At 40.4% G+C, this 11,923-nt stretch carries 15 protein-coding genes; 3 read left to right on the forward strand and 12 right to left on the reverse strand.

All coding sequences use genetic code 11. The features are described from left to right. Positions 1-3: 3 nt before the first annotated feature. The 10 genes from pepB to trmJ all read right to left on the reverse strand — a co-directional run bounded on the left by pepB (position 4) and on the right by trmJ (position 8,046). Positions 4-1,290 (reverse strand): aminopeptidase PepB, encoded by a 1,287-nt coding sequence (pepB, locus tag PVK71_RS12915; RefSeq protein WP_274419177.1) that lies wholly within the window; start codon positions 1,288-1,290, stop codon positions 4-6. Between the two features lie 233 nt (positions 1,291-1,523). Further along, entirely contained in the window at positions 1,524-1,724 is a 201-nt protein-coding gene (gene iscX / locus PVK71_RS12920) for a Fe-S cluster assembly protein IscX (RefSeq protein ID WP_274419275.1), read from the reverse strand. A gap of 112 nt (positions 1,725-1,836) precedes the next feature. Continuing rightward, positions 1,837-2,175, reverse strand: a complete 339-nt coding sequence (gene fdx / locus PVK71_RS12925; protein ID WP_130046423.1) for an ISC system 2Fe-2S type ferredoxin — start codon at positions 2,173-2,175, stop codon at positions 1,837-1,839. Between the two features lie 2 nt (positions 2,176-2,177). After that, a complete protein-coding gene (gene hscA / locus PVK71_RS12930) occupies positions 2,178-4,028 on the reverse strand; it encodes a Fe-S protein assembly chaperone HscA (RefSeq protein ID WP_274419176.1) in 1,851 nt (616 codons plus the stop codon). 39 nt (positions 4,029-4,067) lie between these two features. Continuing rightward, the gene (gene hscB / locus PVK71_RS12935; RefSeq protein ID WP_130046421.1) at positions 4,068-4,583 is read right to left on the reverse strand and encodes a co-chaperone HscB; all 516 of its coding nucleotides are present in this window, start codon (positions 4,581-4,583) and stop codon (positions 4,068-4,070) included. A gap of 15 nt (positions 4,584-4,598) precedes the next feature. Beyond that, positions 4,599-4,922: an iron-sulfur cluster assembly protein IscA gene (gene iscA, locus PVK71_RS12940; protein ID WP_130046420.1), complete on the reverse strand. Its 324-nt coding sequence runs from the start codon at positions 4,920-4,922 to the stop codon at positions 4,599-4,601. A gap of 128 nt (positions 4,923-5,050) precedes the next feature. Further along, positions 5,051-5,428, reverse strand: coding sequence for a Fe-S cluster assembly scaffold IscU (gene iscU, locus PVK71_RS12945; RefSeq protein ID WP_045101377.1), 378 nt, complete (start codon positions 5,426-5,428; stop codon positions 5,051-5,053). Between the two features lie 32 nt (positions 5,429-5,460). Next, positions 5,461-6,675 carry an IscS subfamily cysteine desulfurase gene (locus tag PVK71_RS12950; protein ID WP_130046419.1) on the reverse strand — a complete coding sequence of 405 codons (1,215 nt, stop codon included), beginning with the start codon at positions 6,673-6,675 and terminating at the stop codon, positions 5,461-5,463. A 31-nt stretch (positions 6,676-6,706) separates the two neighbouring features. Beyond that, complete coding sequence (iscR, locus tag PVK71_RS12955; protein WP_130047260.1) at positions 6,707-7,213, reverse strand: Fe-S cluster assembly transcriptional regulator IscR; 507 nt, start codon at positions 7,211-7,213, stop codon at positions 6,707-6,709. A gap of 95 nt (positions 7,214-7,308) precedes the next feature. Beyond that, positions 7,309-8,046 carry a tRNA (cytosine(32)/uridine(32)-2'-O)-methyltransferase TrmJ gene (gene trmJ / locus PVK71_RS12960; protein ID WP_274419175.1) on the reverse strand — a complete coding sequence of 246 codons (738 nt, stop codon included), beginning with the start codon at positions 8,044-8,046 and terminating at the stop codon, positions 7,309-7,311. Between the two features lie 209 nt (positions 8,047-8,255). Between trmJ and suhB the strand changes: the two genes are divergently transcribed. Then, the gene (gene suhB, locus PVK71_RS12965) at positions 8,256-9,059 is read left to right on the forward strand and encodes an inositol-1-monophosphatase (protein ID WP_130046416.1); all 804 of its coding nucleotides are present in this window, start codon (positions 8,256-8,258) and stop codon (positions 9,057-9,059) included. 260 nt (positions 9,060-9,319) lie between these two features. Here the strand turns inward: suhB and truC are convergent, their stop codons facing one another. After that, complete coding sequence (gene truC / locus PVK71_RS12970; protein ID WP_274419173.1) at positions 9,320-10,105, reverse strand: tRNA pseudouridine(65) synthase TruC; 786 nt, start codon at positions 10,103-10,105, stop codon at positions 9,320-9,322. Position 10,106: 1 nt separating this feature from the next. After that, positions 10,107-10,421 (reverse strand): YqcC family protein, encoded by a 315-nt coding sequence (locus PVK71_RS12975; RefSeq protein ID WP_130046414.1) that lies wholly within the window; start codon positions 10,419-10,421, stop codon positions 10,107-10,109. A 101-nt stretch (positions 10,422-10,522) separates the two neighbouring features. On the opposite strand from PVK71_RS12975, the gene PVK71_RS12980 reads away from it, so the two are divergent. Together PVK71_RS12980 and PVK71_RS12985 are read left to right on the forward strand one after the other, a co-directional pair. Next, positions 10,523-11,560 (forward strand): DUF3549 family protein, encoded by a 1,038-nt coding sequence (locus PVK71_RS12980; RefSeq protein WP_274419172.1) that lies wholly within the window; start codon positions 10,523-10,525, stop codon positions 11,558-11,560. A gap of 3 nt (positions 11,561-11,563) precedes the next feature. Then, positions 11,564-11,872, forward strand: a complete 309-nt coding sequence (locus PVK71_RS12985) for a DUF3301 domain-containing protein (RefSeq protein ID WP_130046412.1) — start codon at positions 11,564-11,566, stop codon at positions 11,870-11,872. The last annotated feature ends 51 nt before the right edge of the window (positions 11,873-11,923 follow it).

Raw genomic sequence — 11,923 nt, forward strand, 5'->3', positions numbered from 1 at the left:
TCGTTATTTAGTAAGTAGGTTCGCTAACGTTCTTACACCTACACCGGTTGCACCGGCTGACCACTTATCTGAAGGAGCTGTACGGTAAGTTGCAGAGCAATCCATATGTAGCCACCCTTTCTTATAATCATCAACAAAGTAAGAAAGAAAACCAGCGGCCGTACTTGCACCTGGCGAGTATGGGCCTGAACCAATATTTGCCAAATCAGCAAAGTTTGATGGTAGCATATTACGATGAAATTCCATTAATGGTAAACGCCATAGCCCTTCATTTTCTTCTTGAGCGGCAACTAGCGCTTTCTGGCTTAACTCATCATCAAAGCTCAATAATGAATGGAAATCATTACCCACAGCCATTTTTGCGGCACCTGTTAATGTTGCACAGTCAATGATAAGTTCTGGGTTTTGTGCTGAGGCAAATTGAAGGCCATCAGCTAAAACTAAGCGACCTTCTGCATCAGTATTTAAGATCTCTACTGTTTTACCATTTTTATAGGTAATGATATCGCCTAGCTTTAATGCTCGCCCAGAGATCATATTTTCAGCACAGCATAAAATCAATTTAACACGCTTATCTAAACCACGAAGAATCGACATTGCAAGACCAGCCGTTGCTAGCGCAGAGCCTCCCATGTCAGCTTTCATTGACGCCATGCCGCCAGAAGGTTTAATGCTGTAACCACCAGAGTCAAAGGTAATACCTTTACCTACAAGGCATGCAAAAACAGGAGCATCAGCATCACCAGTAGGATTGTAATCTAGCTGCAGCATCGCAGATGTGCGCTCAGAACCACGACCTACCGCGTAAATACCAGTCCAACCTTCCGTTAGTAAGTCTTTATCTTTAATTATTTTAGCCGTTACCGTTCCGGCTGGTGCAACTGATTTAATAAACTCAGCAGCCATTGTGGTAAGTTGACGAGGTGCGACTTCTTCCGCCGTTTTATTGATGACTTCACGAGTCCAGTTAGTCGTTAATATCCGATCATTCAGCTCTTTTTCATCCGCCTCAACAAGTGCGGTCCAAGTAACGTCATTATTGCTTTTTGAATCACGGAAACCTTGAACAAAAGACCAAATAGACTCTAAGTTCCACTCAGAACCTTGCAGTTCAACAGCAACAAGCCCTTGAGTTGCTAGCTTTCGAGCAGCACGCTGAATTGCGCTATAAACATCACTATCAGTACAGTGGATCACTGCGCCCTCTGCAGTAAACGAAAGCGGTGCATTTTCACCCCAATGAGCAAGTGCAGCGATTGATGAAAGTTGTACTGTCATCTTTTGTGACATGATGAATCTCCTTTAAGCACGCAATAACTCCATACAATCATGTAGGTGAATTCTACTGATTACTTATATTGCGCTAATACTATGGGTATACTCGAACAAAATGTTCTTTTTATCTAATTTGCCTACTTTATACAGGCGATACAAGGCATTTCACCAAAATCTAAGAGATCGATCCAACCACTCGATGGGAATTTAAGCGTTATTGGTAAAATACTGATTAACTAAAAATATCTTTAATCCCTCTCATCCATCCAGCGCAGGATAATCGCTTCCAATACCTTTTCACCTGAATGCTTAGGGTCGTCATCGAAGTCTTCCAAATCTAATACCCATTGGCGCAAATCAGTAAATCGAACGGTTTTGGGATCAGTATCAGGGTACTTCTCTGATAACTCAATTGCGATATCTCTAGAATCTATCCATTTTAAACTCATCATAAACTCCTTTTTTATGTGGCTACTAACAAGCAATAAAAAGGGCAAGTTTGAGGAGGTAATTACTTACGTCTCAACACTTGCCCTCTTAATCTATTTTAGAATCGAAAGATTAATGATCTTCTGATGCTAAGTTTAGTGTGTATTTTGGAATTTCTACCACTAAGTCTTGCTTAGCCATTCTTGCTTGGCAACCAAGACGAGACTCTGGCTCTAGACCCCACGCTTTATCCAGCATGTCATCTTCAAGCTCATCACTCTCTTCAAGTGAATCAAACCCTTCACGAATCACAACATGGCACGTTGTACATGCACATGATTTTTCACATGCGTGCTCAATAGCGATGCCATTTTTAAGAGCAACGTCTAAAACCGTTTCCCCTTCATTTGCTTCAAGTACCGCCCCTTCTGGGCATAACTCATCGTGTGGTAGAACAATAATCTTTGGCATTTCTATACCTCATCAATAGATTGACCGGCCAATGCAGCGCGAATAGAGGCATCCATTCGACGCGCGGCAAACTCTTGGCTTGCTGCATCAGCTTGTTTTATTCCATCTTCAATTGCTTGCGTATCTGTACCTTGACGTACGACGATTAACGCCTCAATTGCTTTTAAAATTTCTGTTTGTTCTTCTTTTGATAACAATGCATCACCATCACTATTCAAAGCAACAACCAACCCTTCAATAACACGATCGGCTTCTACCTGTTGCTCTGCTAATGCTCTCGCTTGCATGTCTTCTTTGGCGAATGTCATCGAGTCTTTCAACATATTTGCGACTTCATCATCGCTTAAGCCATAAGAAGGTTTAACTTGGATATGAGATTGAACGCCAGTGCTTTTTTCCATTGCGGTAACAGATAAAAGCCCATCAGCATCAACTTGATAAGTCACTCGAATATGTGCAGCACCCGCAGTCATCGGTGGAATACCTTTCAATGAGAAGCGAGCAAGTGAGCGACCATCTTCTACCATTTCACGTTCACCTTGAACAACGTGAACCATCATGCCTGTTTGACCATCTTTAAAAGTGGTGAACTCTTGCGCTTTCGCGACAGGGATGGTGGTATTACGTGGAATGATTTTTTCAACCAAACCACCCATGGTTTCAATCCCTAAAGACAGCGGAATAACATCAAGCAATAACATTTCAGCATCTGGTTTATTACCCACTAAAATATCCGCTTGAATAGCTGCACCAATAGCTACCACTTGATCAGGGTCGATACTGGTTAATGGGGTTTTATTGAAGTACTCACCAATAGATGTACGTACAAATGGAGTGCGAGTTGAACCACCAACCATTACTACTTCCATTACTTCTTCAGTGCTAATATCTGCGTCTTTTAATGCACGACGACACGCCATTAGTGTTTTCTTAACTAAAGGTTGAATCAATTGGTTAAATTCAGAAACAGCAATTGTACCTGACCATTCTTTAAAAGAAATACTCACAGACTCACTATCAGAGAGAGCGACTTTAGTTTCCGTTGCTAACGTTAGCAACTCTCGCTGTTCCTGCTTAGAAAGAGGTGTGTTGATCCCTGCTTGGTCTTTAACCCAATTCGCAATAGCATGATCAAAATCATCACCACCAAGTGCAGAATCACCACCGGTTGCTAATACTTCAAATACGCCTTTAGACAAGCGCAAGATTGAAATATCGAACGTACCACCACCCAGATCATAAACAGCAATAACACCTTCTTGGCCTGAATCTAAACCATATGCAATTGCTGCAGCTGTTGGTTCATTTAATAGACGAAGAACATTTAAACCAGCTAATGTCGCTGCATCTTTAGTACCCGCACGTTGCGCATCATCAAAGTAAGCAGGAACAGTAATAACCACACCTTCCAACTCATCACCTAATGTCTCTTTTGCTCGACGAGAAAGAGACTTTAAGATCTCTGCAGAAACTTGAACAGGATTAACCTCACCTTGAGCTGTTTGAATAACAGGTAAACCATTTTCACTTTCAGTAAATTGATAAGGTAAATCAGGGTAGCGGGCTTGAATATCTTTTAATGAACGGCCCATCAGTCGTTTTACTGAAATAATGGTATTTTGAGGATCAGAAGCAGCTGATGAATACGCATTAGCACCAACACAAATCTTATTGTCTTGATACTGTACAACCGATGGCAGGATAACATTACCTTTCAAATCTGGTAATGTCTTCGCTTCACCACTTCGAACTGAAGCAACCAGAGAATTAGTCGTACCTAAATCAATACCCACCGCCAATTTATGTTGGTGTGGTGCAGCACTTTGTCCTGGTTCAGCAATTTGTAGTAACATGAAAATATCCTTCGTCTATTTGAATTAACCTTTATTGGGTTAACCTAATAATTTGTCTTCTAACTGTTCGACTTCGTGATTCAGTTTATCAATAAACTTCAGCTTTCGTACACTTTGAGCGGCTTCTTGCCAAATTTCACTCTCTAATTGCTGCTGCAATAGCCCTAATTGCTCTTTACGCATAACTGATACGTTCTCAGCAAAATCAAACAATGCACTTTCAGGATCAGAGCTTGATGGTAACGATTCTAACTCCTCACGAAGCTCCATCTGTTGCATCAAAAACACAGGATCTTGCATTGTGGTTTGCTCACCACGAATATCATGACCTTGCTCTGATAGCATGTATTCTGCACGAGTGACGGGGTTTTTAAGCGTTTGATAAGCATCGTTGATTTGCGCTGCTTTTTGAATAGAAAGCAAGCGGTCACGCTCAGAAGCGGTCGCAAAGTTATCAGGATGAAAACGCTTTTGTAATTCTCGGAATTGAAGAGAAAGAAGGCTACCATCCAGTTGAAACTGGTTTGGTAGCCCAAATAATTCAAAATAGTTCATAGTTAACGTGATGCTCTATACGTTGAAACTTTCACCACATCCACATTCACTTTTTACGTTTGGATTGTTGAACTTGAATCCTTCATTTAGACCTTCTTTTGCAAAGTCTAATTCTGTGCCATCCATATAAGCTAAGCTTTTAGGATCAATGATGATCTTTACACCAAACTCTTCAAACACTTGGTCTTCTTCATTTAGTTCATCAACAAATTCAAGAATATATGCCATACCAGAGCAACCAGAGGTTCTTACGCCTAAACGTAAACCAATGCCTTTTCCTCGGCTTTCAAGAAATGTTTGTACACGGTTTGCCGCAGATTCGGTTACTGAGATGGCCATACTACAACCTTTACTATATTTGTTTTGTGGTCATGGAGGTCATTAGTAAATAATGACTTAATTTAATAATAAAGCGCCGTATTTGTACCTATAAGTACAAATTGACGCTTTATAAAACAACTCTAATCTTAGTGCTTGTTACGGTAATCAGATACCGCAGCTTTAATCGCATCTTCCGCTAAGATTGAACAGTGAACTTTTACAGGTGGAAGTTCAAGTTCTTCTGCAATTTCAGCATTTTTAAGTGCTGCAGCTTCGTCAAGAGTTTTACCCTTAACCCACTCGGTAACCAGTGAGCTTGACGCGATTGCTGAACCACAACCATATGTTTTGAATTTTGCATCTTCAATAATGCCTTCAGGAGACACTTTGATTTGCAACTTCATTACGTCACCACAAGCAGGAGCACCAACCATACCGCTACCTACTGACGGATCATCTTTTTCAAATGAACCTACGTTACGTGGATTTTCGTAGTGATCGATTACTTTTTCGCTATAAGCCATGATAAATACCTCTAAATTCTGGAACGTCCGTGTTAGTGGTGTGCCCACTCAACTGTGTTTAAGTCGATGCCTTCTTTGTACATATCCCATAATGGAGACATATCACGCAGTTTGTTTACTGCTTGGCTGATTTGTGCAATAGCGTGATCAATTTCTTCTTCTGTCGTGTAACGACCAAATGAGAAACGAATCGAGCTGTGTGCTAATTCATCATTTAAACCTAACGCACGTAATACATACGATGGCTCAAGGCTTGCTGATGTACACGCTGAACCTGAAGAAACCGCTAAGTCTTTCAGTGCCATTAACAGTGATTCACCTTCAACAAACTCGAAACTGATATTTAAGTTATGTGGTACACGCTGGTCTAAATCACCATTAATGTGTACCGCTTCCATATCTTTAACGCCATCAAGCAGACGATCGCGCATCGCTAAACAATGGTCATAATCTTTTTGCATGTCTTCTTTTGCGATACGGAATGCTTCACCCATACCCACAATTTGGTGCGTTGCTAATGTACCAGAACGGAAACCACGTTCATGGCCACCGCCATGCATTTGTGCTTCTAAACGAATGCGTGGTTTACGACGTACGTATAATGCACCAATACCTTTAGGACCATATACTTTATGTGCTGATAGTGAGATTAAATCCACTTTCATTTCTTGTACATCAAGAGGGATTTTACCCGCTGATTGCGCCGCATCAACATGGAAAATAATCTTACGTGAACGACACAGTTCACCAATCGCAGTGATGTCTTGAATCACACCAATTTCATTGTTTACATGCATGATAGAAACAAGCACGGTATCTTCACGCATCGCAGCTTCTAATTTTGCTAAATCAACAATACCGTTTGATTCTGGCTCAAGGTAAGTCACCTCATAACCTTCACGCTCAAGCTGACGGCATGGATCAAGAACCGCTTTATGCTCTGTCTTACAAGTAATGACATGTTTGCCTTTCTTGTTATAGAAATGCGCAGCACCTTTAATTGCAAGGTTATCTGATTCTGTAGCGCCAGATGTAAATACGATCTCACGTGGATCGGCATTCAATAAAGCCGCAATATTATCACGAGCTGTATCTACCGCTTCTTCAGCCTGCCAGCCGTAACGGTGTGAACGTGATGCAGGGTTACCAAAACATCCATCCATTGTCATATGTTGAACCATTTTATTCGCTACACGCTCATCAACAGGACACGTAGCCGAATAATCAAAGTAAATTGGCAGTTTCATTTTCATCTCCGATAATACAGACGTTTGACCGTCAAAGGCGGACATTAACACCCACAGAATTTGTTAATTTTGAACTCGTTACTAGCCCATGATTTAAGGCTGCATCGATGTTTTGTCTATCTGATACTTGTTGAACTTCATTATCTATCATGAGTTCACCAAGTGTTATTCCATCTAAAAAGCTACTGATGCGTGAGCTTAAGTCACGCCATAGTGTGTGCGTTAAACAACGCGTCCCACCTTGACAGCCTTCTTTACCATGGCATTTAGTTGCATCAACCGATTCATCAACTGCTGAAATAACCATTCCAACCGCAATTTCTTCTGGTTTTAACCCTAAGCGATAGCCACCGCCTGGGCCTCTTACGCTAGCAACTAAACCAGCTTTACGTAATCGAGAGAATAACTGCTCAAGGTAAGATAATGAAATCCCTTGTCGCTCCGAGATATCTGCAAGTGGCACTGGCCCTTCTTGCGCATGCAGTGCAACGTCTAGCATTGCTGTTACTGCATATCTTCCTTTCGAAGTTAATTTCATACGTCACCTCATATCCACACTATTCGTATGGAATGAGTCTCCCATACCTGACTGTTTTGGTCAAGTATTTATCCGACTATTTTAGTCAGGTATTATTATTTGCTTATATTTTCGTCTTTCATGCTTCTTTCTACCGCGGTTAAGATCCCACGTAAGGTACGCAATTCATGCGTTTCAGGTCGGCAACGGTTAAACATTCGACGCATTTTATTCATCACCTGACCTGGATGCGCCTTATTAATAAAGTCGGTATCCGTCATCACTTTTTCAAGGTGCTCATAAAATAATTCTAGTTCGAAGTTTAAAGGGTATTCCGATTCTTGTGATTCACCTTTGTAAGCCTGGCTATCTAACCAAGCCACGCGAGCTTCATAACTGATAGTTTGAACAGCCATTGCTAAATTTAATGAACTGTATTCAGGATTCGCTGGAATGCACACATGGAAATGACATTTCTGTAGCTCTTCGTTAGTCAGTCCTACTCTTTCTCGGCCAAAAATAAAGGCGATTGGGTGCGATGGCGCTTCCTCAATAGCTTTTACACCAGCTTCTCTTGGCTCAAGCATTGGCCACTCAAGCGTTCTTGAACGCGCACTTGAACCAATCACTAAACCGCAATCAGAAATCGCTTCATCTAATGTATTAACTATGCGTGCGTTATTCGCAATATCACTTGCGCCTGCTGCTAATGCAATAGCTTGGCCGTCAACTTCACATTCAGGAGCCACTAATACCATATTAGTTAAGCCCATCACTTTCATTGCTCGAGCTGCTGAACCAATGTTTCCTGAGTGACTAGTGCCAACAAGGACAATACGAATTTTATCTAACATGTTATTTTTCCATCTGATGAAAAGAGCCGCCGGATACTACCATAAAGCAATCTACCTTGCTTCTTTATATATCCGAGATTTTTAACCTTAACTCGCTTTTTTTATAATAAAGACATCAACTGAACAAAAAATAAACGCTTCCTTTTAATAATTAGTTTGTGTATACTCGCGGCCGATTTCTGTTCTTTAACATCTTTTGGGATATAACTATGCATCCAATGCTAAATATTGCTATACGTACTGCGCGTAAAGCCGGTGACTTTGTTGCTAAATCTTTTGAGCAAACTGACAAAATTGAAACAACAAAAAAAGGCAATAACGAGTTTATTACGAACATCGAAAACGATGCTCAATATATGCTTGTTGATATGATCAAGAAATCTTACCCTGATCACAGCATCATTTCTGAAGAGTCTGGCCTAATCGAAGGCAAAGACGCTGACGTTCAATGGATCATTGACCCATTAGATGGCACGACTAACTTCGTAAAAGGTATTCCACACTTCTCTATCTCTATGGCAGTTCGCATTAAAGGCCGTACAGAAGTGGCTTGTGTATACGATCCAATCCGTAATGAATTGTTCACTGCTCAACGTGGTGCTGGTGCTCAACGCAACAACCAACGTATTCGTGTTAAAGAATTAAAAGACATGAACGAGACAATTCTTGCTACGGGTCTTCCTTACCGTCAAAAACAACACGTTGAAAGCTACTCAAAAGTACTAGGCGCGATGTTTGTTGAATGTTCTGATATCCGTAGCTCTGGCTGTCCTTCTCTAGATTTATGTTACCTAGCGGCAGCTCGCATTGATGGTTTCTTCGCTCTTGGCCTTAAGCCTTGGGAGATGGCTGCAGCAGATCTAATCGCTCGTGAATCTGGCGTTATCTGTACTGACTTCTCTGGCAACACTGAATACATGAAGACTGGCGGCCTAGTTGCTGGTAGCCCACGTGTTGTTAAGTCTATGCTTAAGAAAATCCGTGAAAACGGCAGCGAAGCAATGGCTAAATAATCTTAATTGATTATCAAGATTTGAATTCAAAATCTTAATTAAAAAAGGGAAGTGAGTTTATCTCACTTCCCTTTTTTATTGCCTTTAACGTAATTATACCAATCACAGTAAGTAAGTGATCAGAAATAACGCAGGAAAAATGCTTGAGAACAAGGCGAAATTTTTCGATAAGTAGTTATTCTACAATCAAAAATTTCAACGTAGTTATCAAGCATTTTAACCAGTTAGGATGATCAGTTATTTACTACGATTGGTATTAACTATAACTCAACATCCCAACCAAACTCGGCTATTAATCTCTGCCACGTTTCATCAACGTTTGCTTTTATTACTATATTTTCACTAGTAATTGGATGAGTAAAACTCAGCTCTGATGCATGTAATAACAAACGGTGGCTATCCAAATTATCTTTGAATAATCGATTATGCTTGCCATCACCATGACTCGTGTCACCTACGATAGGATGACGTAAATGAGCCATATGACGACGAAGCTGATGCTTTCTCCCCGTATGAGGCTTAAGCTCCATTAAACAATAACGGCTGGTTGGAAATTTACCCGTTGAATAAGGCAGCTCTACTTTAGCTAATGGTTTGTATTCCGTTATAGCTTCCTTCGCTTCAACTTCTTTTGAGGCTTTTTTATCGGCAATTTTATCCAACTCTTTTTTAAGAGGATAATCAAGCGTATCCGCCTCTTCTATCCATCCACGAACAATCGCATGATAGGTTTTCTTTATTTCTCGACTTGCAAAAAGCGGAGATACTTGTGCCGCAATCTCGCTTGATAAAGCAAAGAATAATATTCCTGATGTTGGCCTATCTAAACGATGCAACGGAAAGACATGCTGACCAATCTGATCGCGTAATGTCTGCATCGCAAATACCGTTTCGTGTTTATCCAGCCACGAGCGGTGCACTAGCATTCCTGCTGGTTTATTAATCGCAATTAAATGCTCATCACGATACACAATTTCAAGCTCTATTGGCTCGACGTGTTCTGCTAATAATTCGCCGTTCACTGCGATATTTTCTTCTGTATTCACTTCATTTACCTAATGCATCAATGGCATGACATAAGCGTACAATCTCGTTATACCCTTCTATCTCTTTTAATGCTTCTTCAATATAGGGCGCAATTGAGAATCCTTTTGGTGTTGGTTGCCCATTCTCAATTAGATAATTCATTTTAGGGATAAAAATCCACTGTAACCACTCTGATGCTGACAAAGTATCAATAGCAAATGGCTCAGTACTTGATAAATCGGCTATGGATGGTGACGTAAGTTGCCAATGCCCATAATGCTCTAATTGCTGAGCTAACCGCTCTAATAATGTTGATAATTCTAACGATGTCGTCATATCCGATAAAACTCGCACTCTATGATACTTTTAATGACAAAGGATACCATCTTATCAAGGCTTGGGTATAATCACGACATTACCCATAGAATAAGACAATCATGGATCAGATTTATACGCTTAGCCAACTTATACAACAATCAAATTGTGAATACACGATTTATGACTTAGGTCGCCGTGTTCAACCTATATCAAATAAACAATTTGAATCTATTGAAGCTGGGCAGCAACCTTATCCTTTTCCGCTACAGCGTCATGCTCATTTAGCTATTGCTTATTGGAATGAGGCTAAACAACCTTGGATTTGGTTTTTAAAACTTCCTTTAGATGAACGCGGTTTATTACAACAAGGCGATATTGGTAACTTTATTAAATATGTTGTTGAAGCGATTGGTGTGTCATTAAGTGGTGATTTAAACGAAGAGCAACAACAAAAATTGGCTAGTAACCCTTATACCTTTAAACCTAAAGACGACAAAATGGCCATGTTTCATAGCTTATTACGTTCTGATTTAAAGCAATCCATGAGTCAGTATTATGAACATGCCCAAACCTACCTTTCTGGTAAGAATGGTTGGAATAACTGGCAGTTTGTTGGTGTTCAGGGCTTAGCTGATGTATGCGCAAACCTAAATAAAGAAAACAATGGCACAGTATTACGCAAAGCATTATCTCATTTACCTACCACCGTTTTATACGCCACTCTTGGTTGTTTAGAGCATGTAGATCTACCAGAAAAATTAGCACAAAAGCAGCTAGATATTGTCACTGTTCTTTGTGCTGATGATAATGCTGACCTATTTTTACTGTCGGCACATATCCGCGCCCTTTCAGGTGCTTCAAATCCTATCTTAACTCAGGCATTAACAAACGTTCTATCAAGCGAACGATTAAGTCATCCAGAAGTATTAGTGGCGGTAGCTGGCCGTTGTTGGGCTGGATTAGAAGATATAGTAACTGCAAATTTATTCTTACTACGTTTAGCTCAAACAGGCGATCAACAACTGTTCAATCAACTGTTTGCTGATTTAGTAATGCAACCGAAGCTTCGTATGTGCATGCTTCAGATCCTTCATGGAGAAGCGGACCCTAAACTTGCAGACGCTTTATTAAAATTACAACAAACCACGAAGAGCTAATATATGGACAATCTACTTGCGATATTGGCATTAACGCTTTTCTGTTTTCTTTTTTGGCAACAAAGAAGACAATCAGAATACGCGCATCAAGCCATTCAGCATTACTGTAAAAAAATGGAATTGCAGCTACTAAGTGTCGCAAGAGGATCGTATGGATTTCGCTTACCAAGTGGTAAGAAACAGTTATATACCATGTATGAATTTGAATTTTCTTCTATTGGTGATGATCACTATACAGGCAAATTGATCATGGTAGGCTTTAAGGCTGCAAAGTTTAATTTACCTCCTTATCGAATGGCTGAGGAATATTAACGAAAACTGAGCAGGCCCTCAGTATTGCAGCCTGCTCAATTCCCCCCTTAT

The sequence above is a fragment of the Aliivibrio sp. S4MY1 genome, from assembly GCF_028765545.1.
In the GTDB taxonomy this organism is placed as follows: Bacteria; Pseudomonadota; Gammaproteobacteria; order Enterobacterales; family Vibrionaceae; genus Aliivibrio.